Source organism: Rhizobium sp. RU35A (assembly GCF_900156005.1).
Classification (GTDB): Bacteria; Pseudomonadota; Alphaproteobacteria; order Rhizobiales; family Rhizobiaceae; genus Neorhizobium; species Neorhizobium straminoryzae.
In genome coordinates, this window is the sequence record NZ_FTMR01000007.1 from 151179 (window position 1) to 176046 (window position 24868).

At 61.6% G+C, this 24868-nt stretch carries 25 protein-coding genes; 7 read left to right on the top strand and 18 right to left on the bottom strand.

Annotation, left to right across the window (positions count from 1 at the left end; all coding sequences use genetic code 11):
* The first annotated feature begins 444 nt into the window (after positions 1-444).
* Positions 445-1734, top strand: a complete 1290-nt coding sequence (gene gltA, locus F3H95_RS16760) for a citrate synthase (protein WP_142881002.1) — start codon at positions 445-447, stop codon at positions 1732-1734.
* Positions 1735-1883: 149 nt separating this feature from the next.
* Positions 1884-2267, top strand: coding sequence for a DUF4440 domain-containing protein (locus F3H95_RS16765; RefSeq protein ID WP_149746830.1), 384 nt, complete (start codon positions 1884-1886; stop codon positions 2265-2267).
* Here the strand turns inward: F3H95_RS16765 and lpxB are convergent.
* From lpxB to F3H95_RS16835, 14 genes are all read right to left on the bottom strand, one after another.
* The gene (gene lpxB, locus F3H95_RS16770; RefSeq protein ID WP_149746831.1) at positions 2240-3436 is read right to left on the bottom strand and encodes a lipid-A-disaccharide synthase; all 1197 of its coding nucleotides are present in this window, start codon (positions 3434-3436) and stop codon (positions 2240-2242) included. The genes F3H95_RS16765 and lpxB overlap by 28 nt on opposite strands.
* Positions 3433-4320 (bottom strand): UDP-2,3-diacylglucosamine diphosphatase LpxI, encoded by an 888-nt coding sequence (lpxI, locus tag F3H95_RS16775; RefSeq protein WP_149746832.1) that lies wholly within the window; start codon positions 4318-4320, stop codon positions 3433-3435. Before lpxI ends, lpxB begins: the two co-directional genes overlap by 4 nt.
* 4 nt (positions 4321-4324) lie before the next feature.
* The gene (lpxA, locus tag F3H95_RS16780) at positions 4325-5140 is read right to left on the bottom strand and encodes an acyl-ACP--UDP-N-acetylglucosamine O-acyltransferase (RefSeq protein WP_149746833.1); all 816 of its coding nucleotides are present in this window, start codon (positions 5138-5140) and stop codon (positions 4325-4327) included.
* On the bottom strand, positions 5137-5604 hold the full coding sequence (gene fabZ, locus F3H95_RS16785) for a 3-hydroxyacyl-ACP dehydratase FabZ (protein WP_142881007.1): 468 nt from the start codon (positions 5602-5604) through the stop codon (positions 5137-5139). The genes lpxA and fabZ overlap by 4 nt, the downstream gene beginning before the upstream one ends.
* Positions 5597-6658, bottom strand: a complete 1062-nt coding sequence (lpxD, locus tag F3H95_RS16790) for a UDP-3-O-(3-hydroxymyristoyl)glucosamine N-acyltransferase (protein ID WP_149746834.1) — start codon at positions 6656-6658, stop codon at positions 5597-5599. Before lpxD ends, fabZ begins: the two co-directional genes overlap by 8 nt.
* 50 nt (positions 6659-6708) lie before the next feature.
* Entirely contained in the window at positions 6709-9030 is a 2322-nt protein-coding gene (gene bamA, locus F3H95_RS16795) for an outer membrane protein assembly factor BamA (protein ID WP_142881009.1), read from the bottom strand.
* Positions 9031-9220: 190 nt separating this feature from the next.
* Positions 9221-10345 (bottom strand): RIP metalloprotease RseP, encoded by a 1125-nt coding sequence (rseP, locus tag F3H95_RS16800; RefSeq protein WP_149746835.1) that lies wholly within the window; start codon positions 10343-10345, stop codon positions 9221-9223.
* A 24-nt stretch (positions 10346-10369) separates the two neighbouring features.
* A complete protein-coding gene (locus F3H95_RS16805) occupies positions 10370-11203 on the bottom strand; it encodes a phosphatidate cytidylyltransferase (RefSeq protein WP_142881011.1) in 834 nt (277 codons plus the stop codon).
* Complete coding sequence (locus F3H95_RS16810) at positions 11203-11952, bottom strand: isoprenyl transferase (protein ID WP_142881012.1); 750 nt, start codon at positions 11950-11952, stop codon at positions 11203-11205. The genes F3H95_RS16805 and F3H95_RS16810 overlap by 1 nt, the downstream gene beginning before the upstream one ends.
* Before the next feature lie 48 nt (positions 11953-12000).
* Positions 12001-12561 (bottom strand): ribosome recycling factor, encoded by a 561-nt coding sequence (gene frr, locus F3H95_RS16815; RefSeq protein ID WP_142881013.1) that lies wholly within the window; start codon positions 12559-12561, stop codon positions 12001-12003.
* A 49-nt stretch (positions 12562-12610) separates the two neighbouring features.
* Positions 12611-13336 carry a UMP kinase gene (gene pyrH / locus F3H95_RS16820; protein WP_142881014.1) on the bottom strand — a complete coding sequence of 242 codons (726 nt, stop codon included), beginning with the start codon at positions 13334-13336 and terminating at the stop codon, positions 12611-12613.
* A 100-nt stretch (positions 13337-13436) separates the two neighbouring features.
* Entirely contained in the window at positions 13437-14363 is a 927-nt protein-coding gene (tsf, locus tag F3H95_RS16825) for a translation elongation factor Ts (RefSeq protein WP_149746836.1), read from the bottom strand.
* A 232-nt stretch (positions 14364-14595) separates the two neighbouring features.
* Positions 14596-15363, bottom strand: coding sequence for a 30S ribosomal protein S2 (gene rpsB / locus F3H95_RS16830; protein WP_142881016.1), 768 nt, complete (start codon positions 15361-15363; stop codon positions 14596-14598).
* Between the two features lie 272 nt (positions 15364-15635).
* Positions 15636-16475 carry a cell envelope integrity EipB family protein gene (locus tag F3H95_RS16835; protein WP_142881017.1) on the bottom strand — a complete coding sequence of 280 codons (840 nt, stop codon included), beginning with the start codon at positions 16473-16475 and terminating at the stop codon, positions 15636-15638.
* Between the two features lie 112 nt (positions 16476-16587).
* Here F3H95_RS16835 and F3H95_RS16840 point away from each other — a divergent pair, with 112 nt between their 5' ends.
* The 5 genes from F3H95_RS16840 to F3H95_RS16860 all read left to right on the top strand — a co-directional run bounded on the left by F3H95_RS16840 (position 16588) and on the right by F3H95_RS16860 (position 20717).
* Positions 16588-17058 (top strand): RidA family protein, encoded by a 471-nt coding sequence (locus F3H95_RS16840; RefSeq protein WP_149746837.1) that lies wholly within the window; start codon positions 16588-16590, stop codon positions 17056-17058.
* Positions 17055-17792, top strand: a complete 738-nt coding sequence (locus tag F3H95_RS16845) for a glycerophosphodiester phosphodiesterase (protein WP_188134406.1) — start codon at positions 17055-17057, stop codon at positions 17790-17792. Before F3H95_RS16840 ends, F3H95_RS16845 begins: the two co-directional genes overlap by 4 nt.
* Positions 17789-18976 (top strand): GNAT family N-acetyltransferase, encoded by a 1188-nt coding sequence (locus F3H95_RS16850; RefSeq protein ID WP_149746838.1) that lies wholly within the window; start codon positions 17789-17791, stop codon positions 18974-18976. Before F3H95_RS16845 ends, F3H95_RS16850 begins: the two co-directional genes overlap by 4 nt.
* Before the next feature lie 30 nt (positions 18977-19006).
* Positions 19007-19432 (top strand): HIT family protein, encoded by a 426-nt coding sequence (locus F3H95_RS16855; RefSeq protein ID WP_142881020.1) that lies wholly within the window; start codon positions 19007-19009, stop codon positions 19430-19432.
* Between the two features lie 154 nt (positions 19433-19586).
* Positions 19587-20717 carry a GGDEF domain-containing protein gene (locus F3H95_RS16860; protein WP_149746839.1) on the top strand — a complete coding sequence of 377 codons (1131 nt, stop codon included), beginning with the start codon at positions 19587-19589 and terminating at the stop codon, positions 20715-20717.
* 47 nt (positions 20718-20764) lie between these two features.
* Here F3H95_RS16860 and F3H95_RS16865 read toward each other — a convergent pair whose 3' ends face one another.
* From F3H95_RS16865 to clpS, 4 genes are all read right to left on the bottom strand, one after another.
* A complete protein-coding gene (locus F3H95_RS16865) occupies positions 20765-21100 on the bottom strand; it encodes an AzlD domain-containing protein (protein WP_149746840.1) in 336 nt (111 codons plus the stop codon).
* On the bottom strand, positions 21097-21867 hold the full coding sequence (locus F3H95_RS16870; protein WP_149746841.1) for an AzlC family ABC transporter permease: 771 nt from the start codon (positions 21865-21867) through the stop codon (positions 21097-21099). Before F3H95_RS16870 ends, F3H95_RS16865 begins: the two co-directional genes overlap by 4 nt.
* A 91-nt stretch (positions 21868-21958) precedes the next feature.
* Positions 21959-24472, bottom strand: coding sequence for an ATP-dependent Clp protease ATP-binding subunit ClpA (gene clpA / locus F3H95_RS16875; RefSeq protein WP_142881024.1), 2514 nt, complete (start codon positions 24470-24472; stop codon positions 21959-21961).
* Between the two features lie 9 nt (positions 24473-24481).
* Positions 24482-24835 carry an ATP-dependent Clp protease adapter ClpS gene (clpS, locus tag F3H95_RS16880; RefSeq protein ID WP_142881025.1) on the bottom strand — a complete coding sequence of 118 codons (354 nt, stop codon included), beginning with the start codon at positions 24833-24835 and terminating at the stop codon, positions 24482-24484.
* Between the last annotated feature and the right edge of the window lie 33 nt (positions 24836-24868).

Sequence of the window (24868 nt, forward strand, 5' to 3'; positions counted from 1 at the left end):
CGGGGTGTCCGCCGAGATGTCCCAGGTCAGCGGAGCACGCGCCGTTCCCTCCCCCAGAAGGGCCGGAACAGGCAGAAAGGAAGGCTGGCGGAAGGCTTCCGCCTCTCGTCTCGATTCGCTCGCCGGGGTTTCCGCCTGCCTCACGCACCCTCCGCAGAATGGCGCCCGCCCTTAACAGAAATACAACCTGAACCTGTTTAGCTGCGGCGGTCAATTGCCGCTTTCTGCGGCAGAACAGGGCCAGCCTCAATTGGATCGATTGAAACGCAGAGAACCCGCCAAAGCGCTTCGCGGGAACCCGAAAACCCGGGTGAAGTTACGGATTTCGCGGTGCACAATTACCCGCGGCAAGTGCTTGGCAGCACGCGTTAGATCATATAGCTACTTTCAGAGGCTTCACTCATCTGGCGCTTTCAGCGCCTTTCCGCCCATCGGAGGATCAGTATGACGGACACAAGCGCACATCTTGGATTGGGAGAGAAGAAGGTTGACCTTCCGGTCAAGAAGGGCACGATCGGGCCTGACGTGATCGACATCGGCGCGCTCTACAAGCAGACCGGCGCCTTCACCTATGACCCCGGTTTCACCTCGACCGCGGCCTGCGAATCCAAGATCACCTTCATCGACGGCGACGAGGGCGTCCTCCTGCATCGCGGCTATCCGATCGAACAGCTGGCGGAGCATGGCGACTTCCTGGAAACCTGCTACCTGCTGCTCTACGGCGAACTGCCGACGGCTGCGCAGAAGAAGGACTTCGACTACCGCGTAACGCACCACACCATGGTGCATGAGCAGATGAGCCGCTTCTTCACCGGCTTCCGCCGCGATGCCCATCCGATGGCCGTCATGGTTGGCACGGTCGGCGCGCTCTCCGCCTTCTATCACGATTCCACCGACATCACCGATCCGCACCAGCGCATGGTCGCTTCGCTGCGCATGATCGCCAAGATGCCGACGATCGCCGCCATGGCCTACAAATACCATATCGGCCAGCCCTTCGTTTACCCGAAGAACGACCTCGACTATGCGTCGAACTTCCTGCGCATGTGCTTTGCCGTTCCCTGCGAGGAATATCAGGTCAATCCGGTTCTGGCGCGCGCCATGGACCGCATCTTCATCCTGCACGCAGATCACGAGCAGAACGCCTCCACCTCGACCGTTCGCCTTGCCGGCTCCTCGGGCGCCAACCCGTTCGCCTGCATCGCGGCTGGCATTGCCTGCCTCTGGGGCCCGGCACATGGCGGCGCCAACGAAGCGGCACTCAACATGCTGATGGAAATCGGCACGCCGGACCGCATTCCGGAATACATTGCCCGCGCCAAGGACAAGAATGACCCGTTCCGCCTGATGGGCTTCGGTCACCGCGTCTACAAGAACTATGATCCGCGCGCCAAGATCATGCAGAAGACCACGCATGAGGTTCTGGGCGAACTCGGCCACAAGGACGATCCGCTGCTGCAGGTCGCCATGGAGCTGGAAAAGATTGCGCTGACGGACGACTACTTCATCGAAAAGAAGCTCTATCCGAATATCGACTTCTATTCCGGCATCACGCTGAAGGCGATGGGCTTCCCCACCACCATGTTCACCGTGCTGTTCGCGCTTGCCCGCACCGTCGGCTGGATCGCGCAGTGGGCCGAAATGATCGAAGATCCGCAGCAGCGCATCGGCCGCCCGCGCCAGCTCTACACCGGTGCTGCCCAGCGCGACTACGTACCGGTCTCCAAGCGCTAAGCCGGCTCACAGACAGTAACAACACGGCCCGCGACCATCATCGCGGGCTTTTTTTATACCCTGCTTCTGCGACAGTGAATGCGGTTGCGATCGCGCGACGACCCTTGACTGGGACGAACGGGACGCTGCCACAACGGGAAGAGCTGCCCATGAACCGGCAAACGGCCGAGACAATCATTGCACTGGAACAGTGCCTGCACCAACCCGCCATCCGCACTGCACAAGATCGGGTGACCCATCTTCTGGCGGAGGATTTCATCGAGTTCGGAAGCTCCGGGCGTATCTTCGACCGGCAGACGACGGTCGCGGCCCTTGCAGCGGAAACACCATCCGCCCCTGATGAACGCCTCGAGACGTTGGACTATGTCGTGAAGGAGCTGGCGGGCGAGGTCGTGCTCATCACCTATCGTGCCCGCCGCACGGGATCATGGACGGGCAGCATTCGCGAAACGCTGCGCAGTTCCATATGGGCCTTCAGAGACGGCCGCTGGCAGATGATCTTTCATCAGGGAACTGTCGTGCCATCCGCGTGAGCACGGCGGTCAAGCAGCGCAAGGACCAGTCCTGCCCCGGCTTCGCCGGGTGCAACCGCCGTTGCCAGCCGCTGCCAGACAGTATTGAAGCCCTGCAGCATGGCGTGACGCTGTGGCGTATCCGCACACAGGCATTCCGCCCAACGCGCGAGATAGCCGGGCCGGACGAGATCGTTGATATGTTCGGGCAGGACCGGCTGGTCGGCAATCAGGTTCGGCAGCGAGGCGGACCAGATCCTGATGCGTGACAGCATGAACTTCATCAGCCAGTCAACCTTGTAGATGGAGACGGTCGGCACGCCGCAGAGCGCCAGTTCCAGGGTCACCGTGCCGGAAGCTGCGATCGCCATGTCGCCGTCTGCAAAGGCACGCCACTTGCTCTCGGCGCCCACCGTGATCTCGGGCCTGACGATCCAGTCGGCGGTCAGGCTGCGCACCAACGCTTCCTGCCGCGGCACGGTGGGCAACAGAAACCGCACGCGGCCATCATTGCGCTCGGACAGCAGTCGCACCGTTTCCTCAAGGGCCGGCATCAGGATTTTGATCTCTGTGGACCGCGATCCCGGCAGGATGATGATCGTCTTGATACCTTCGTCCCCGGGAAGTCCGCGCCCGGCACGCGCTGCGCGGACCCTGAGGACATCTGGGTCCGCCGTCAGACGGTGACCGATGAAGTCCGTCTTCGGGCCGCCGAGTCGCTGCATAGCCTCCGGTTCGAACGGCAGAACAGCCAGCACCTGATCGACATAGGCGAGCATCTCGGTTGCCCGGTGCTCCTTCCAGGCCCAGACGCTCGGGCACACATAATCAACGACAGGCAGGTCCGGCAGCGCCTTGCGTACGCGCCGGGCGACACGATGGGTGAAATCCGGGCTGTCGATGATGATCAGCACATCGGGCCGTGCCGCAATGATCGCATCTGCCGTCTGACGGATGCGCCGCATCAACTGCGGCAGGCGCTTCAGCACCTGGGTCAGGCCCATGATGGAAAGCTCCGAAAAGTCGAACAGCGAATCCAACCCCTCGGCTTCCAATGCGTCCCCCCCGACGCCGATGAGTTCAATAGAACCCGGCCAGCGATGCTTCAGATGCGCAACGAGATCTCCGCCCAGCAGATCGCCGGAAACTTCACCGGCAATGACACCGATTTTCAGCACCCGTTCGCTCATGATCCGATGCCCAGCGACGGCAATCCCGCGTCGATGCCGCAGACGAAAACACCAGCATCATCGGCGGCCTTCAACATGGTTTCGCGCTCCACGATCAAAGCCCGGCCGGCTTCCACGGCAATGCCCCCGAGACCCGCCGATACGATGGCGGTGATGGTGGAGGGGCCAATCGTCGGCAAATCGGCCCGCATGTCCTGTTGCGGCTTGCAGAGCTTGACGAGGGCGCCGCGTCGGCGTCGCGACACGCGACCCGAGGCGCGCAGCTCGCCAACGCGATACACCATGGCATCGGTCCCTTCCACGCCCTCCAGGGCAACGATGCGTCCGCCAACGCTGACGGCGCCCTGTCCTACATCGAGCTGGCCGAGAAGCCTTGCAGCCTCTGCACCGCGCGCAATATCGCGACGATCCTCGTCGGTCGGCGTGTGGCGGCCGAGCGTGCCGGTATCGGCCAGCAGGCCAGGCAGAATTTCATGGACCCCGACCACCCGGCAACCCATGCCTTCGAACAGGCTGATGACCATGCGAAGCACCGCGTCATCCCCGCCAGCAAGCAGGGTCTTCAACGCCTGCGGCAGTTTGAGGAGGGTCGAAACCGTCGGGCGAATCTGGCGCAGTTCAGGACGCCGCCGCACCCCGCCGGACATCACGACACGCTTGACCCCTCGCTCGCGCAACAGCCTTTCGATACGCACCTGGTCGCCCACGCCGGCCACAGCATGATCGAAGGCGGAAAAATCGCGATCCGCCTCATCCTCAAGGCAGATGACAAAGGGCTCATCGCCTGCCGCACGGGCGGCTTCCGCCACATGCAGAGGCAGGAAGCCATGGCCAGCAATGATCGCCAGACGTCCCGTCCGGTCGCGAACGGGAGCGGACGCCACGGCCTTACGCCTTGCCGCGATAGGGCGAAGAAATCGCCCGGTCGCTGTCGGCCAGGATGAAGTCGATGACCTCAATCGCTTCCGGGCAGTCAAGAAATTCGTCGCGGATCGCAGCCGCCTTCGGGCGAATGGCGCCCTCGCCGTCAAAGATCGCCTTGTAGGCCTTGCGCACCTGATGGATGACGGCACGGTCGATCCCGGCACGGGTCATGCCGACGACATTCAGTCCCCCCAGCAGACCCGGATTGCCGTTCAGCATGCCATAGGGAATGACGTCGTAATTGACGGCAGACAGGCCGCCGATGAAGGCCTGACGGCCGATGCGGCTGAACTGATGCACGGCGCAGCCACCGCTGAGGATCGCGCGATCCGCCACCTGCACATGGCCGGCCAGCATGACGTTGTTGGACAGGATGATGCCATTGCCCAGGCGGCAATCATGCGCCACATGCGAATTGGCGAGGAAGAGGCAGTCATCACCAACGCTGGTGATGCCGCCGCCGCCGACCGTTCCGGTGTTCATCGTGACGCCTTCGCGCATGGTGCAGCGCGCGCCAATCACCAGACGCGAATCCTCGCCGGCCTCATGAAGGCTCTGGGATACGCCCCCGATCACTGCCATCGGAAAAATGCGCGAGCCCTTGCCGACCTCGGTCAAACCCGTGACGACCGCATTCGAAACGACCTCGACATCATCATGCAGGACGACACGCGGGCCGATCCGGCAGAACGGCCCGATGACAACGTTCTCGCCAATGACGGCGCCGTCTTCCACGACGGCATGCGGATGGATTCGGGCGCTGGCAGCAATCGTGCTCATGCATCGTCCTTCGTGCGGATCATGGCGCCGATATCGGCCTCCGCGACGAGAACACCATCCACCTTGGCATCGCAGTGGAACTTCCAGATATTGCCGCGCTGCTTCAGCTTGGCGACATGATATTCCACACGATCACCCGGCACGACCGGACGGCGGAAGCGCGCATTGTCGATGGTCATGAAGTAGACGAGATTGCCGGTTTCACCCTGTTTTCGTGCGCAGATCGCACCTGCGGTCTGCGCCATCCCCTCGACGAGCAGCACACCCGGCATGATCGGCCGCTCTGGAAAATGTCCGGTGAAATGCGGCTCGTTGGCGCTGACATTCTTCACACCAATAGCACTCTCGTCGCCGTTGATCTCGATGATGCGATCAACCAGCAGGAAGGGATACCGATGCGGCAGAAGCTTCATGATCTCCTGAATATCGACGGAGTCGAGCGTTGCCTTTTCCTGCTCAGCCATTCCTTTTTCCTCTTTTCTTCGACCGTTCGTCAGACCGCGCAAGCACCTCTGCCATATCGCGCAGGTAATCCTGCATGGGCCGGGCCGGGTGGCCACCAAAACGGGCGCCTGCCGGCACAGATCCGATCACGGCAGCCGCTGCACCGATCTGTGCGCCATTGCCGATGGTGATATGGCCATTGACGCCGGTTGCACCGCCGATCTGCACGCCATCGCCGATACGCGTCGAGCCCGCTATACCAACACCGCTGGCAAAAGCGCAATGCCGGCCGATCCTAACATTGTGGCCGACCTGAACCTGATTGTCGATTTTGGTACCTTCGCCGATCACGGTATCGTCCATCGCGCCGCGGTCGATCGTCGTGTTCGCGCCGATTTCGACATTATCCTGAATGATAACCCGGCCGATCTGCACCATTTTCAGCATGCCGGCAGGACCAGGCGCAAAGCCGAAGCCATCTTGGCCGATGCGCGCCCCATTGTGAATGATCACGCCATTGCCGATGAGCGCACACATGACAGACGCCGTCGGCGCAACACAGCAGTTGCGACCGATCTTGACATCCGCACCGATAACCGCACCTGCACCGATGCGCGTTCCGGACCCGATTTCAACATGCGCGCCAATGACCGCCATCGGCTCAACGGTGACACCGGCCTCCAGCCGGGCAGTCGGGTCGACATAGGCTGCCGGCGAAATGCCCTCGCCAGAGACAGTCGGAACAACCCGCATCGCCTTTGGATGCAGAAACGCGCCGGCACGCGCAAAGGCCGTATGCGGCTTCGGCGTGGACAAGATGGCGATATGACTGGGGATCAGAGGCTGAAGTGCCGGCTCACAAAGAATGGCTGTGGCATTGCAGGTCTCGAGCTCGTCTCGAAATTTACGCGAGAGAATGTAGCAAACATCCCCTTCGCCCGCCCGCGAAACTGGCGAAACGGAGCGCACCAGACGCTCCGCCTTCGTTTCATCCAGCAATTCCGCCCCAAGATACGAAGCCAGCTCACGAAGGCTCACGCCATCATGCGGCGGAAAGAAGTCGTTGTTGTCCATTGCCCTGAGCTCCAGAACAGTTTTCCAGTTCGCGTTCTGGACGCCAGATATCAGAACTGGTTGGCCATGCTGAAGCGGAAACGCTGTTCCCTGTCGTAATCTTCCTTCGCGACAGGGACGGCATAGTCGAAGCGCAACGCGCCAAACGGCGAGGCCCAGGTAACGCCCATACCGACCGAAGCGCGGATGGAGTTATCCGACTGAAGCCCGCTGGCGACAGGAACGTCATTGCCATAGAGCGTACCGGCATCGGCAAAGAAGTTGGCACGCAGACCGGCATCCTGCGGCAGGGCCGGCATCGGCACGGAGACTTCGGCCGACGCGTTGAAGTATGTCGTACCACCGATCGCATCGCTGCCAGCGCGCGGACCGATACCATCATTCTTGAAGCCGCGAACCTGACGACCACCAAAGGTGAACTGGTCAAAGACGTTCAGATGATCACCGGTAGCAACCACATGACCCGCACCAACGGCGATCTGACCGATCATGTCGAGTTCATCCGACAGCAGCTGGAAATAACGGGCGCGACCGGAAATCTTGTAGAACTGCGAATCGCCACCGAGGCCGGCATATTCCTGCGTGACCGACGCGTAGATGCCTTCGCGCGGCAGGGTCATGCTGTCCAGCGTGTTGTAGGTCAGCGTCTGCGAAATGGACGACTGGACATAGTCGCCGCCACGGACAAGATCCTGGAACGGCTGCGACAGGTTTGTCTGCCAGTCATTCGTGCCGTCGTAGTTGATTTCCTTGTAGGTGTAGCGGAATGTCGTCGCCAGCGTTTCGGTGATCGGCGCCGTGACGCGCAGGGTGAAGCCCTGCTCGTTGTAGTCATAATAGTCGTTCGACGAGGTCTGGTTCTTGAAGACGTCGAAACCAGCCGCCAGACGATAGCCGAGGAAATACGGCTCGGTGAAATTCAGCGAGTAGGTGCGGGAGTCGTTCAGACCGCCACCAGCAGCCACACGGATGTACTGGCCACGACCCAGGAAGTTCTTTTCCTCAATGGAGGCTTCGAGAACGACACCGTCATTGGCCGCATAACCGACACCGATACCGAAGGCGCCCGTCGACTGGTCCTCGACGTCCACAACGATCACGACACGGTCGGGTGCCGAACCCTGCTGCGTGGTGATGTTGACCTTCGAGAAATAGCCCAGAGCTTCCAGGCGACGCTTGGCGCGCGTGATCATCAGCTGGTTGAAGGCATCGCCTTCGCTCATATCGAACTCGCGACGGATGACATAGTCACGCGTACGGGTGTTGCCGCGAATGTCGATGCGCTCGACATAGGCGCGCTCACCCTGATCCACCAGATAGGACAGACCGATCGTGTTGGTCTGGAAGTTGCGATCGCCACGCGGGGTGACGCGAGCAAACGGGTAGCCGGCTTCGGCAACCTTCTTCTGGATTGCCTCGATCGACTTCTGGACGTCGCTTGCCTTGTAGACATCGCCCGCATTGGTCTGAACCACGTTCTTCAGGGCGGATGCATCGAGACCCTGAACGGTGGAGTCGACAGTCACGTTGCCGAAGCGGTAGCGCGCACCTTCCTCGACGGTGAAGGTCAGCGTGTATTCGTTCTTGGCTTCGTTCAGCACGGCATCGGAGGAGACGATGCGGAAGTCCGGATAGCCATGGTCGTAATAGAACTTGCGAAGCGCCTCTTCATCGGCCTTCATCTTGTCTTCGGTATAGACGTCCTTGCGGGTCAGGAAAGACAGCGGGCCGCTTTCCTTGGTCACCAGCACGTCATGCAGACGGCTGCTGCTGTAGGCGCTGTTGCCGATGAACTTGATGTCGGAAATCTTGGTACGGTCGCCTTCGTTGATCACGAACGCGAGGTTCACGCGCCCCTGCCCAACCGGCACGGTCTGCGTCGTAATCTGCACATCGCTGCGGCCGATCTGCTTGTAGGCCTCACGGATACGCTCGATATCGGCCTTCACCATGGCTTCGCTGTAAGGACCGAGCGGCTGGGTGTTGACCGTAGACTGAAGCTTGTCGTCCTTGATCTTGCGGTTGCCGTTGAACACGACCTGGTTGACGAGCTGGCTTTCGTTGACGGTCACGACAAGCGTAGAGCCAGACACGGCGATCTTCACATCCGAGAAGAAGCCGGTCGCATAGAGGCGCTTGACCGACTCATCGATGTCGGAATTCGAGAAATTCACCCCGGGACGAATGGTAAGATTGGAGCGGACGGCAGCCGCCCCTGCGCGCTGGGCGCCACGAACATCGATTTTCTGGATGACGGCAGCCTCGGCGGAAAGAGCAGAAGCAACAACGACAGCACCGGCCCCAGACGCGACAACACCAGCAGACAGCGCAAACGCCGATACTGCGTTCAAAAACTTTGAACCAGCTTTCATTTTCAATACTTACCTTTTCCCGTTGTCCCTCGGCGAGCCAGGCCCGACTCCGGCCACGTGTGTCGTTTTACCTGCTTTTACCCTACAAGCAAGGCATCCCGTTAATTTCTGTTTACTTCCTTCCAAGGCGTGACCCAATCGCCACGAACACCTGAAATTAAGGTAAACAATTGGTTTACAAGAAACTTCTTCAGCCGATCAGATTGCTGATGTCGTTCCACGTGGCAAAGACCATGAGGCTTAGAACCATCGCCAGACCGATGCGGAAGGCAACCTCCTGCGCCCCTGCTCCCAACGGCTTTCCCCTCACGGCTTCAATGGCATAAAACAGAAGATGACCGCCGTCCAGCACCGGAACAGGCATCAGGTTGAGCAATCCAATGGAAACCGAGAGCACCGCGGCAAGCTGTATCACGGCGGCAATGCCGAGCGTCGCCATCTGTCCCGAGGCCTGAGCAACCCGGACAGGGCCGCCCAACTGGTCTGCCTTCATGCGCCCCGTCACCAGGTTGCCGATATAGCGGAAGGTCCCGGAGATGATCTGGCCGGTCTCGATGACGCCCTGATGCACCGCCTGAACCGGTGTATAGGTCACATGACGGAAATTGCCGCTCTGCTCGTTCGTGACGATCCCGATCAGGCCCATCTCGATCTTGTTGCCGAACTGATCGGTAATCTCCGAACGGCGCGGAACGACAGGAACGTCCATCTCCTTCCCACCGCGCTCGATCGTCACGATGATGCGCGCCTCGGGGCGTACGCTCACATAGCGGCGCACATCGTCAAAGGTGCGGATCTTCGAACCGTCGAGTGCCATCAGCCGGTCGCCCGGCTGCAGGCCGGCCTCGGCCGCAGCACTATCAGGACGCACTTCCGACACCACGGGATCGGCGATCATCCGGCCGTAGACACCAAACAAAACGGCAAAGATGGCAATCGCCAGCAGGAAATTGGCGACAGGGCCCGCAGCCACCGTCGCCGCCCGTTTCCACAGTGCAGCCCCTGCCAGTGTCTGGGCACGCTCCGCCTCGGTCATTGCGTCAAGCCGCTCGTGACCCGGCCGGCTGGCGGCATCCTCGTCACCGTAAAATTTCACATAGCCGCCCAGTGGAATGAGCGACAGCTTCCAGCGCGTACCATGCCCATCGGTAAAACCGAAAAGCTCCGGCCCGAATCCGATGGAAAAGGCTGTCACGCGGATCCCGCTCCAGCGGCCGACGAGGTAGTGGCCCATTTCATGCACGAAGACGAGCAGAGACAGGACGAGGATGAACGGAATGATGTAGCCGGTGATGAACCCTGCCGTTGCCAACATCTCTTGCCCCTAACCTCCCGGTGCCTAAAGCCCGAACAGAACTGCCGCCACCGACGTTCCGCCATCTTCGGACCATGCCGCATGCATGATTGCAAGAAGAAATGCTGCGAAACCGGCAAAAACGAGGCCGTCCACGCGGTCCATCACGCCACCATGCCCGGGAATCAGATGGCTGGAGTCCTTGACGCCAAAACGCCGCTTGATGAAAGATTCGAAAAGATCGCCCGCCTGACTGGCCACCGAAAGCGCAAAGGCGATGACGACGGTGCGCGGCGAGAGCGCCGGAAAGAAGGCAAGCGACAGAAGGCAGCCGGCAGCGACGCCGGAAACGGTGCCGCCAATCGCGCCCGACCAGGTTTTGCCGGGCGAGATGCGCGGCGCAAGCTTCGGCCCCTTCAGCCTGCGTCCGACGAAATACGCCAGGATGTCCGTCGCCCAGACCACGGCAAACACGAACAACATGGCCACGAAACCCGGCTGGTCAGCGCCGCGGATCGCCGCCAGCGAAATGCCGCTGAAACTTGCATAGGCAATGCCGCCCGGAAGCCACGCAGTGCCGCCGCGCACCAGCATGAACAGGATCGCAGTGACGATGAAGCCGCCCGCAATGGGCGTCCCCAAACCTTCGTCTCCAATGAGCAGATTGAGCGCAACGGCAGCAACCGACAGCCAGCCCAGCGCATGACCGCGAAAATCACGCTCCGCCAGCCGGGTCATCCTCGACCATTCGTAATAGACGAGAACGGCGATCAGAGCCGCAAGCGCGCGGAAGGCGAGACCGCCGACCCAGGTGGCAGCCAGCGTCACCGCCGCCATCACGATGCCGGACAGGATCCGCTGCCTCAGTTCGACCGACATCAGCCCGCCACCGCCGTGGCCGCCTTGCTCGCCGACAGGCCGCCAAAGCGTCGGTCACGATTGGCAAAGCTCCGCAGCGCCTTGAGGAACAGGTCGCGGTCGAAATCCGGCCAGTATTCGGGCACGAAGACGAATTCGGAATAGGCGGCCTGCCAGAGCAGGAAGTTCGACAGCCGCTCTTCACCGCTGGTGCGGATGATGAGATCCGGGTCGGGAATGCCCGCGGTATCCAGACGCTCGGTGATCGCGGACGCGGTCACATCCTCGGCCGCGATGCGTCCGGCCTCGATATCCCGCGCAAGACGGCGCATGGCCCGTACCATCTCGTCACGCGCACCATAATTGAAGGCAATGACAAGAGTCAGGCCGGTATTGTTGCGCGTGGTGTCCTCCGCTTCCAGCAGCAGCGGCAGGATGTCGCCCTGCAGACCGTCCCGTTCACCGATGACACGGATGCGGACATTGGACCGATGGAGTTCGGCAAGATCGCGCCGGATGAAGCGGCGCAGAAGCCCCATCAGTACGGACACCTCTTCTTCCGGCCGGCTCCAGTTCTCCGAGGAGAAGGCAAACAGCGTCAGGTATTCGATGCCGAAATCCGCCGCCGCCTCCACGGTGCGGCGCACGGCCTCCACGCCCTTGCTGTGCCCGACAGTGCGCGGCAGCCCCCTTTCGTTTGCCCAGCGTCCGTTGCCATCCATGATGATCGCGACATGTCTGGGAGGGGAGAGAAGGTCACCGCTTGCCATGGAGCATCCGTTATTTCGCGTTGGAGGAAAAAGCGTCAGGCAGGTCCATTAGACCTGCATGATTTCCTTTTCCTTCTCCGCAAGCAAGCGATCGACGTCAGAAATCGTCTCGTCGGTCATCTTCTGAACCTTGTCGGACTGCACGCGGCTGTCGTCCTGGCTCATGCTCCCGTCCTTCTCCGCCTTCTTCAGCGCGTCCATGCCGTCACGGCGCACGTGGCGGATCGCCACCTTCGCCTTTTCGGCATAGTCGTGGGCAACCTTCACCAGCGACTTGCGGCGCTCTTCGTTCAGTTCCGGCAGCGGGATACGCAGGTTCTGGCCGTCGATGATCGGGTTGAGGCCGAGATTGGCTTCACGGATGCCGCGGTCAACGGCGTTGACCATGGACTTGTCCCAGACGGAAACGCCGAGCATGCGGGGCTCCGGTACCGTCACGTTGGCCACCTGGTTCAGCGGCACGCGCGAGCCATAGGCTTCCACCATGACCGGATCGAGAACGTTGGCCGAGGCGCGACCGGTGCGCAGCGACGCGATATCGTTCTTGAAGGCCGTGATGGCGCCGTCCATGCGACGCTTGATGTCATTGAGATCGATGGCTCCGCTCATCTTCTACTCCATTCTGGAATTGCAGGGGCGCAAGGTGACGCGCCCTGCCTCAATTGTCGGTCACGATGGTCTTGAGGCCACCGCCAGTCAAGATTTGTCCGAACCCGCCCTTTTCGTGGATCGAGAAGACGATGATCGGAATGGCATTTTCGCGCGCCAGCGCCACGGCGGCGACATCCATCACGGCCAGTCCCTTTTCGAGGACCTCGCTGTGCGTCAGCCTCTCGAAACGGGTGGCGTCCGGATCCTTCTTGGGATCGGCGGAATAGATGCCGTCGACCTGCGTGCCCTTGAAGATCGCCTGGGCACCGATTTCGGCGGCGCGCAGCGCACCCGCCGAGTCCGTCGTGAAGAAGGGATTGCCCGTGCCGCCGGCGAAGATCACCACGCGGCCCTGGTCCATGTGATGCAGCGCCTGGCGCTGCGAGAAGCTTTCGCAGATTTCCGGCATCGCGATGGCAGACAGCACTACCGTGTCGATGTCGAGCTTGCGCAGCGAGGTGGCGAGCGCCAGCGCATTGATGACGGTCGCCAGCATGCCCATGTGGTCGCCGGTGACACGGTCACCACCCTTGGAGGCCACGGCGACGCCACGGAAGATGTTGCCGCCGCCAACGACGACGCCCACTTCCACACCCATGCGGCGTGCCTCGGCAATGTCGGAGGCGATGCGGTCGGCCACGGCAACATCGATGCCGAAGCCCTGGCTACCCATCAAAGCCTCGCCGGAGACTTTCAGCAGCACACGTTTGTAGACGGGAGTGGAGGATGACATGGAAACTCCTTCGAGGATCGCACCGAATGCCCGATACACGAAGGGCGCCGCGTTGTCACGCGACGCCCTTGTTCTTTACCCAGGAATTCTCGAATGAGAATCAATGCTTGACGGCTGCAGCAACTTCGGCAGCAAAATCGGTTTCTTCCTTCTCGACACCTTCGCCGAGCAGAAGACGAACAATGCCGGTGATCTCGACGGGAGCGCCGATTTCCTTTTCGGCTTCCTTGAGGGCAGCAGCAACCGTCAGGTCGGGGTTGATGACGAAAGCCTGCGAGAGAAGGGCCACTTCCTCGAAGAACTTGCGCATGCGGCCTTCAACCATCTTTTCAATGATGGCATCCGGCTTGCCCGACGCGCGCGACTGCTCGATGAAGACGTTGCGCTCGCGCTCGGCAACCGCTGCGTCCACTTCCTCGGCGCGAACGGCGAGCGGGTTGGTGGCGGCGACGTGCATGGCAACCTGACGGCCGATGGCGTTCAGCGCCTCCTTGTTGCCGGTGGACTTCAGGGCAACGAGAACGCCGAGCTTGCCGAGACCGTCGGCAGCAGCATTGTGGACGTAGGTGGCGACCACGCCGTCCTCGACGGAGAGCTTTGCCGCGCGACGCAGGGTCATGTTTTCGCCGATGGTGGCGATCGCATCCTTGATGGTGTCGGCGACCGGCTTGCCGGTGGCCGGGTAAGAGGCGGCGCTGATGGCATCAACGGTACCGTCGGTGGAAAGGGCAACCGAGGCAACGCCACGAACGAGATCCTGGAAGGCATCGTTACGGGCGACGAAGTCGGTTTCCGAGTTCACTTCGACGACGACAGCGCTGGTGCCGGCGGAGGCGATGCCGACGAGGCCTTCGGCAGCCGTGCGGCCCGACTTCTTGTCGGCCTTGGCAATGCCCTTGGCGCGCAGCCAGTCGATCGCGGCTTCCATGTCGCCATTGGTCTCGGCGAGCGCCTTCTTGCAGTCCATCATGCCTGCGCCGGTCTTTTCGCGCAGTTCCTTCACCATTGCGGCTGTGATTTCGCTCATGTTTGCCTCTTGTCCAATCAGGGGGTGCGCCTGCCGGAATCGGAAGGGCCGGCGCCCGTTTGGGGCACGAATGTACCCGGAAGTATGACAGCGTGATGAATGATCGTCCGCGCGATATCACGCATCTGATGGCGAAATTGCGTTTTCGCCGGCGTCGGACGCCTTGGCATCCGGGGACCACCTTACGCGGCCCCCGAAAAGATCAGGGGAGGACAGCGCCCTCCCCGGCCAATCAGGCTTCGGTCTCTTCGGAAAGAGCCGGCTCGATCGGGGCTTCGGCCATGGCGCCGATGTCGCGGCCGGAAGCGCCCTGCTGGCGGGCGATGCCGTCGATTGCAGCGCGTGCAACCAGGTCGCAGTAGAGCGCGATGGCGCGCGACGCATCGTCGTTGCCCGGGATCGGGTAGTCGATCAGGTCCGGATCGCAGTTCGAGTCGATGATGGCCACGACCGGGATACCCAGGCGCTTGGCTTCATCGATGGCGATCTTTTCCTTGTTGGTGTCGATGATGAACATCAGGTCCGGGGTGCCGCCCATGTCGCGGATACCGCCGAGAGCCTTTTCAAGCTTCTCGCGTTCGCGCTCGAGGTTCAGGCGCTCCTTCTTCGTGAAGCCCTGGGCGTCGGAGCCGAGGATTTCATCGAGCTTGCGCAGACGCTGGATCGAGTTCGAGATCGTCTTCCAGTTCGTCAGCATGCCGCCGAGCCAGCGGGAGTTGACGTAGTACTGGGCCGAACGCTTGGCGCTGTCGGCGATCAGTTCGGAAGCCTGACGCTTCGTGCCGACGAACAGGACGCGACCGCCACGGGCAACCGTGTCGGAAATGACCTGCAGGGCGCGCGACAGCATCGGAACCGTCTGGGCGAGGTCGATGATGTGGATGTTGTTACGATCACCGAAGATGTACGGCTTCATCTTCGGGTTCCAGCGATGCGTCTGGTGACCGAAGTGAACGCCAGCTTCAAGAAGCTGACGCATGCTGAAATCAGGCAATGCCATGCCTTTTTCTCCTAGTTTCCGGTTTAACCCCCGCGAGACGAACAGTCGGATCTCACCGACCACCGGCGGAACGATCCGGATTTCTCCCGGATAGCCCCAAGCCTCACGTGTGGAATGGGCTGCGCATAATTGCATTGTGATGGAAATGCAAGCCTTTTGCGGTCTGATTTTCATCAGGGAGCCGGATTATCCGGATACCGGAGGTGACACGGCAGCCCACGCACCGCCATGACTGGCAGCGACAGCCGGTACGGAGGCGCCCCCGCCCGCAATCAGTGGCAGTTGTCCTGCGGCTGTCCCTTGTCCAGCACTTCCAGCTTGGACAAGGTGCCCGAGAGAACGAAATCGCCGTAATCCATCGTGAGGTCACGGGTGATGCCGTTGTCGTAGAGCTTGAAGGACATGCGATAGATCGGCAGCGAATCCGTCTTCTGATCCTCGTTGTAATAGGCAATCGTCACCGGCCAATAGGGCTTCTTGGCGAACTCGCCGGCATTGCCTGCATCCACGTCATCAGCGGCCGGCGTCTGCGGCTTGCCGATCACCGTGGTGGTGATGAGGCTCTGGTCGCCATCCTCCGAGCCGTCGAACAGGCGCTCCTCGAAGAAGCGCTTGCCCTGCCGGGCATTCTCGATGACTTCAAGCATGTGTTCCGTCGGAAACTGCGCAGGTGTGAGTTCCACCTGCCGCGCATCGGGCTTCGCCAGCGCCACCTTGATGCCGGTCGTCTGATCACTCGCCTCGCCTGTCACCTGCCGGTCCAGCTTGTCATCGGTGAAGGATTTGGTGTCGAAGCGGAAGCTGCCGGCCTTCAGGTTCTCGAAGGTCGTCGTCTGCTGATCGGTCAGGCGCATGTCCTCACCGGTATCGACGCGGGTTACGAAACGGAAATTGGTGGTATAGCCGGCACAGGCAGAGCCCGTGAACTCATAGACCATACGGCCATACATGCCCTCGATCCCGGACCGTTCCGACACATCCTTGAGCTTGAGATCATAAACCGCCCGGTGCGGGATGAGCGTGCGCGCGCCCTCCATGCCCGCAAGGGCAGGGCTGACGACGGCAAGGGTGCTGCCTGCAAGAAGGACGGTCGCAAGGCTCGGTCGCAACATCCACAAACTCCTATGGGACTCGATAGGCAATGTTATAAGAACGCCATCGAGTGATGCTTAGCGTCATGTGTGACGGAATCGAGTCAATTTTACAATCAAAGCGGAGAATGAAATGTCGGAAGCGATTGAAAGCCGCCTCAAGGAGATGGGGATTGAATTGCCCGTTGCGGCAGCGCCCGCGGCCAATTACGTGCCCTACACGCTGAGCGGCAATACGCTGTACATTTCCGGCCAGCTGCCGATGGAGGCCGGAAAGGTCGCAGTCACCGGCCTGGTCGGCGCCGAAGTGGACGTTGCAACAGCCCAGCGCGCCGCAGAACTGTGCGCGATCAACATTCTGGCGCAGGTAAAGGCAGCGCTTGGCGGCGATCTCGGAAAGGTCCGCCGCGTGTTGAAGCTGAACGGCTTCATTGCCTCCGCTCCCGGCTTCGTGGAACAACATCTCGTGATGAACGGCGCCTCCAACCTGATCGCCAACGTGCTCGGCGATGCCGGCAAGCATGCGCGTGCCGCCGTCGGCATGGCCGCCCTGCCCTTCAATGCGGCCGTCGAGGTCGACGCTATCCTGGATGTCGACGCATGAGCACGGATGCCTCCTGGATCAAGGATCTGCCGGTTGCCCATCGCGGCTATCACGACATGAACCATGCCGTGTGGGAAAACACGCTCTCGGCCTTTTCGCGCGCCGTCGAGGCCGGTTTTGCCATCGAATGCGACCTGCAGCTTGCCTCCGACAGCGAACCGGTCGTCTTCCATGACGATGTGCTGGACCGTCTGTGCGGGATTTCCGGCAAGGTGCGCGAACGCACCTCCGCCGAACTTGGACTGCTGACCGTTGGCGGCACCGCCGACCGCGTGCCCAAGCTGCGCCAGCTTCTCGATCTTGTGAAGGGCAAGGTCCCGCTCGTCATCGAACTGAAGGGGCAGAGCGCTGCCGAGGACGAGGGCTTTGCCGAAACGGTGCTGGAACAGCTGGACGGATACCAGGGCAAGGTGGCGCTGATGAGCTTCGACCATCATCTGCTGAAGGACCTGAAGCGCGCCGGCTCCCCCTATCCGGTCGGACTGACGGCGATGGGCGATACGCCGGAGGAATTCTTCCGCCACGACGAGGCCATGCAGCTCGGCCTCGATTTCATTTCCTACCACTGGGCGCATCTGCCCAACAGTTTCATCGATGCGCAGAAGCGTCGCGGCATTCCGGTGATTACCTGGACGGTGAGGGATGAAAAGGCGCGCGCGCATACCTATACTCATGCAGACCAGATGACCTTCGAGGGTTTCGACCCGAGAGAAAGCGCTCCTTCCGCCGCATGACAGACACACTTACCCTCCGCGTCGAAAAGTCCTTCTCTGCGATCAGCCCCGACCGCTGGTCGGCATTGTCGGGAACACGACGCGGGGGTGGGGTGCCCTATAATCCCTTCCTGTCGCATGCCTTCCTCTCGGCACTGGAAGATTCGGGCTCTGCGACAGCAAAGACCGGCTGGCTTGGCCATCACCTGCTGCTGGAGGATGGCGATGGCCGGCTGGTCGGTGCCGTGCCCGGCTATCTGAAGAGCCACAGCCAGGGCGAATATGTGTTCGATCACGGCTGGGCCGATGCCTTCGAGCGGGCCGGCGGGCGCTACTATCCGAAAATCCAGTGCGCCATTCCCTTCACGCCGGCAACCGGTCCGCGACTGCTGACACTGGCAGGAGAGAACAGCACTCCCCTTCAGCAGACTTTGGCAGCTGGTCTTGCGGAAGTCACGCGCCAGGCAGGCGTCTCCTCCGCGCATGTCACCTTCCTGCCGGAGACGGAGATCGAGGCTTTCGAGGAAGCCGGCTTCCTGCACCGCACGGACCAGCAGTTCCATTTCATCAACAGGGGCTATGCCAATCACGAGGCATTCCTCGCGGAACTCTCCTCCGCCAAGCGCAAGAACCTGCGCAAGGAGCGTCGTGCTGCGCTGGAGGGCGGCATCAGCATCGACTGGCTGACGGGGCGGGACCTGACCGAGGACATCTGGGACCAGTTCTTTACCTTCTACATGGATACCGGCAGCCGCAAATGGGGCCGCCCCTATCTCAACCGCCGCTTCTATTCGCTGATCGGCGAACGCATGGCCGATGACATCCTGCTTGTCATGGCGAAACGCGACGGACGCTACGTGGCGGGCGCCATCAACTTCATCGGCGAAGAGGTGCTGTTCGGCCGCCATTGGGGCTGTATCGAAGATCACCCCTTCCTGCATTTCGAGGTCTGCTATCATCAGGCGATTGATTTCGCGCTGGCGCGGGGTCTGGCGCGTGTGGAAGCCGGTGCCCAGGGCGAACACAAGCTGGCGCGTGGCTACCTGCCGGTCACCACCCATTCGGCGCATTACATCGCTCATCCGGGCCTGCGGCGCGCCGTCGCCGACTATCTGGAACAGGAGCGCCGGCAGGTGGAATATACCGGCGAGGTCTTGACCGAGCACAGCCCCTTCCGCAAGGGAGAGCGGCAGGACCACGACTGACCAACGACATAGCAGGGGAGCGAGCAAGCGATGAGCGTGCAGGCCTACGACGAGAACAACATCTTCGCAAAAATCCTGAAGGGCGAGATCCCTTGCCACAAGGTCTACGAAGACGAGCATACGCTGGCCTTCATGGACGTGATGCCCCAGGCACCCGGCCATCTGCTTGTGATTCCGAAGACCGGTTCGCGCAACCTGCTGGACGCCGATCCGGCCGTCCTTGCGCATGTTATCCCGGTTGTCCAGAAACTTGCGGTCGCCGCGAAGGATGCCTTCGAAGCGGACGGCGTGTTCATTGCCCAGTTCAACGAACCCGCCGCCGGACAAACCGTGTTCCACCTGCATTTTCACGTCATCCCGCGCCGCGAGGGCGAACCACTGAAGCCCCATACGGGCAAGATGGAAGACCATGCGGTGCTTGCGGAGCATGCCCGGAAGGTGCGTGACGCCCTCTGATCGGCAAAACGGCGCTTGCCTGGGCTTCACGCGAAGCTGACGGGCGCCGTTCACGCCTTTTCGAGAAAGGATCAGACCGGGGTGAGCACATTCTTTCCGCGGCTTCGCCCTGTATCAGGTTGCCGGCAGCCACCGTTTTGCAACAGGCAAGAGCATGACGTCCCATCGCACGAAGCACGCCCGGATCGACCGGGAAGCGCCGATCAAGGCCGAGCTGGTGGACCAGCTCTACGCCTCCACCTTCAATGTGGTCTTCATCGGCTTTGCTGCGGCTTTCTTCTGCGGCCTCGTGGCCTTTACCTCCGGTGACGCCGTCTTCGCAGCCTTTGCAGTTCTGGCCCTTCTGATTGCAAGCCTCCGTTTTGCCATCGACCGGGCCTATCGCCGATGGCGGGAGCGTCGATCGGTTCGTGTCTGGGAGCGGTCACATGCAGCCGGCAGCCTGCTGTTTTCCCTGCTGGTGGCTGCGATCGGCGGCTATACCTTTCTCGGCGGCCCAACCGAGGCACAGCTTTTTTCTACCGTGTTCCTGGTCAGCTACTGCACCGGGGTGCTGTCGCGCCTGGCGGTGCGTCCGCGCCTTGCCATTGCCTGCACCCAGATTGCCGCTCTCCCCTATATCGTTGTCCTCCTGTTTCACCCGGTCCTGCTGCACAAGCTGCTCGGGCTGTTCCTGCTGATGATGTCGCTTGCGAGCATCCAGTTGATCCAGACAACCTACCGCCTGACCTTCGAGGCGCTGATCACCCGCGCCGAACTGGCCGCGCTGGCCGGCAGCGATGCGCTGACAGGACTTGCCAACCGCTTCACGGTGGACCGGGAATTGCAGAGGCTGTTCATGGCGCAGGAAGTCCGTCCGGGGCAGGCGGTCGCCGTGCACTTCATCGACCTCGACCATTTCAAGGCCGCCAACGACACCTTCGGCCACGACGCGGGCGATTCCATCCTGGTCGAGGTAGGGCGCCGCCTGCGGGCACTTCTGCCACCACAGGCGCTCGCCGCGCGACGCGGCGGCGATGAGTTTCTCGTCGTTCAGCCCAGACTCTCCTCGTCGGACGAGGCGGACCGGCTTGCCCGGCAGATCGCAACAGGACTGCAGATGCCCTATCTGCTGCAGGGACAGGAAGTCGCGATCGGCGCAAGCCTCGGCGTTGCCGTGACGGACGATCCCACCGACACGCCGCAGCGCCTCGTGGCAGCGGCCGATCAGGCGCTCTATGAAGCCAAGCGAAAGGGCCGCGGCTCGGTGGAATTTTCCGAGGTTCACGTCATCCAGATCGCCTGATCTTTTGAGATCAGGGACAAGGGCAAGGCGGTGACCGCCGACATTTTTCAGAGAAACGCCAGCCCTGCGATCAAAAGCGAGATCGACACCGCCACGCAGACAATGACCCGCTGGCCCGCGACGAGGAAGGCGGCGAAGCCGATGCCGAGCGCGCCGAGCCGCAACCACAACGGCGAATCGGCGAGCGTTCCCGTCGGAAAGAAGACCAGCTTCGAGGTGACCGCCATCACGAGTGCAGTTGCCACCGCCCGCACAAGGTGCAGGGCCTCGGATTCCTCGTCCAGGCGGTTGCCGACGAGGACACCCAGCCAGCGCCAGATGTCGGTCGCCAGCCAGCCGGCCACGATGATGACAAGATAGATCCACCAGCCATGGTCCGTCATGGCGTATCCTCCAGGGAGGACGCAGGCGTCATCCTGCGCCCTGCCCTGCGGATCACGAAACGGTCGAACAGATAAGCAAGCGCGCCGCCGCCAAGACCGGCATAGACGATATCGAAGCGCGGATCGACCAGCGCCATCGCCGGCCCTGCCGTGGCCCCCACCACGAAGGCAATCCGCACGACGGAATGGCGGGCACTAGCCCAGATCGAGGCGAAGAAATAGACCGGCGTCATCATGAACAGCGCACCGGACACCAGCGGGGGAAACTGCGCGACGATGCCGTAGCAGACCCCGACGATCACTGCATTGACGAGCGTCAGGGTGATGGCAAAGCCGCCGAAATAGGCGGTGCGCCGCTCGCGCGGCACGTTTTCCAGATGCTGGATCGCAAAGACCCAGGAGGTGATCGCCACGAAATGCGAGAGAAACAGCAGAAGCCAGGTAGGGCTCTTCTCGCTCTTCATGTCCGGCATGATCGAGGCGACCATCGGCATCATGCGGATCGAAGAAAGCGTCACGGCCAGAAAGCAGGCTGCAAGCGGCGCCCCGCCCGCCATGGTGCCGATCAGGATCATCTTGGCCGGCAGCGCCCAGACGGCAAGCGTCATGAACACCGCCTGGTCGCGGGTGATGCCGGATTCGAGCGCAAAGGCGCTGAAGCCGACAAAGGAGGTCATCAGGATCAGCGCAGGCAGCGAGGTAAGACCCCGCATGCCGACAAAGAACCAGAAAAAGTTGGAACGCACATCAAGCGGAGGAGAAGACATCGGTCAGTCCGGGGAACGCCGCTCGGAACCGACCGGCAAAACGCAATGTGCCGGGACGCAAGCCCCGGCACGACATCTCAGGCAAGACGCCTTACTTCTTCTTGGGTACCCGAGGAACGGTTGTGCCCTTGCGCGGCTTCTGCGGTTCCTCGGTCAGCACGTCACCTTCCGCCTCCGCCTTTGCTGGCTTCTCGCGACTGCCAGCAGATTTACCGGGCTTTTCCTTACCCGGCTTCGCCTTGGCCTTCACCTCTTGCTCGACCTCTTCCACCTCGGCTTCCGGCTTCGGCTTTACCGGTGCGGCTTCCGGGATCGATTCGAGGATCAGACCATCCTGGCCGTCATCCTTCTTGCCGACGGTGACACGCACCACGCCACCCTTGCGCAGCGCGCCGAACAGGATTTCGTTGGCGAGCGGCTTCTTGATGTGTTCCTGGATGACGCGCGACAGCGGACGCGCGCCCATGCGTTCGTCGTATCCCTTGTCGGCGAGCCAGGCGATCGCATCCTGATGCAGGTCGAAGGTCACATTGCGTTCGGAGAGCTGGGTTTCCAGCTGCATGACGAACTTCTGCACCACCTGATGGATGACCTCGGTTGGCAGCGGCGCGAAGGGAATGATCGCGTCGAGGCGGTTGCGGAACTCCGGCGTGAACAGCCGGTTCAGCGCCTCCTCGTCCTCGCCGGTGCGCTTGGACGAGCCGAAGCCGATGGCCGCCTTGGCCATCTCGGCGGCGCCGGCATTGGTGGTCATGATCAGAATCACGTTGCGGAAGTCGATCTTCTTGCCGTTGTGATCCGTCAGCGAGCCATGGTCCATCACCTGCAACAGGATGTTGTAGATGTCCGGGTGCGCCTTCTCGATTTCATCGAGCAGCACGACGGAATGCGGATGCTGGTCCACCTGGTCGGTCAGAAGACCACCCTGGTCGAAGCCGACATAGCCGGGAGGGGCACCGAGCAGGCGCGAGACCGTGTGCCGCTCCATGTATTCCGACATGTCGAAGCGCAGGAGTTCCACGCCGAGCGAGGAGGCGAGCTGCTTCGCCACTTCCGTCTTGCCAACGCCGGTCGGGCCGGAGAACACGTAGGAGCCGATCGGCTTGTTCGGTTCGCGCAGGCCTGCACGCGCCAGCTTGATGGCGGTTGCCAGCGCCTCGATCGCCTTGTCCTGGCCATAGACGACGGAGCGCAGTTCCTTTTCCAGGTTGGCGAGAACCATCTCGTCGTCCTTGGACACCGTCTTCGGCGGGATGCGGGCCATGGTGGCGATGGTGGCCTCGATCTCCTTCTCGGTGATCAGCTTGCGGCGCTTCGACGCCGGCAGCAGCATCTGCGCGGCACCGGTTTCATCAATCACGTCGATCGCCTTGTCCGGCAGCTTGCGGTCGGAGATGTAGCGGGCCGACAATTCGACGGCCGACTTGATCGCCTCGTTGGTATAGCGAAGCTTGTGATACTCCTCGAAATAGGGCTTGAGGCCCTTCATGATCTCGATCGCATCATCGATCGACGGCTCGTTGACGTCGATCTTCTGGAAGCGACGCACCAGCGCCCGGTCCTTTTCGAAGAACTGGCGATATTCCTTGTAGGTGGTCGAACCGATGCAGCGGATCGCCCCTGAGGAGAGCGCCGGCTTCAGGAGGTTGGACGCATCCATGGCCCCGCCGGACGTCGCACCGGCGCCGATCACTGTGTGGATCTCATCGATGAACAGCACGGCGCCCGGAAACTCTTCCAGTTCCTTGACGACCTGCTTCAGGCGCTCCTCGAAATCGCCGCGATACCGGGTGCCGGCAAGCAGCGTGCCCATGTCGAGCGAGAAGATCGTCGCATCCGCCAGCGCTTCCGGCACCTTGCCTTCGATGATGCGCTTGGCAAGACCTTCGGCGATCGCCGTCTTGCCGACGCCTGGATCGCCCACATAGAGCGGGTTGTTCTTGGAACGGCGGCACAGCACCTGGATGGTACGGTTGACCTCGTCGTGGCGGCCGATCAGCGGATCGATGCGCCCGTCACGCGCCTTGTCGTTCAGATTGACGCAATAGGCCTTGAGCGCATCCTGTGGCTTCTTGGCCGAACCGTCCTCCTGCTCGCGCGAAGAAGGCTTGGCATCTGCCTCGCCGTCATCGGCTCCGCGCGGCGTGCGCACCTGCGAGGAGCCCGGCCGCTTGCCGATGCCGTGCGAGATGTAGTTGACCGCATCGTAGCGGGTCATCTCCTGCTCCTGCAGGAAATAGGCCGCATGGCTTTCACGCTCGGCGAAGATGGCGACAAGAACGTTCGCCCCGGTCACTTCCTCGCGACCGGAAGATTGAACGTGGATGACGGCGCGCTGGATGACGCGCTGGAAACCGGAGGTGGGTTTGGAATCCTCGTCGTAACCGGTGACGAGATTGGCCAGTTCGTTGTCGACGTAATCGGACACCGTCTTGCGCAGGGCGTCCAGGTCGACATTGCATGCGCCCATCACGGCGGCCGCATCGGAATCGTCGATCAGCGCCAGAAGCAGATGCTCCAGCGTCGCGTATTCGTGGTGCCGCTCATTGGCGAAAGTCAGTGCCTGATGCAGCGCCTTTTCAAGACTAGGCGAAAATGTTGGCACGCGCGGTCCTCACTTCTTTTCCATGACACATTGCAGCGGGTGCTGGTGCTGGCGGGCAAAATCCATGACCTGGCTCACCTTGGTCTCAGCGACCTCGTACGTAAAGATCCCGCATTCGCCGACCCCGTGATTGTGAACGTGCAGCATGATGCGGGTGGCCGCTTCGCGGTCTTTCTGGAAAAAACGCTCCAGAATGTGAATGACGAAGTCCATCGGCGTGTAATCGTCATTCAGCAGAAGGACGCGGTAGAGGTTCGGCTTCTTCGTCTTCGCCTTGGTGCGCGTAATCACCGAGGTGCCGCGATTGCCGCTGTCTCCCTGTCCATCCTTCCCGTCTTGCATGTAGATCGGCAAAGCGATCATCTTTCCTTCAATCCCCAACTGTCCGAAGCCTCG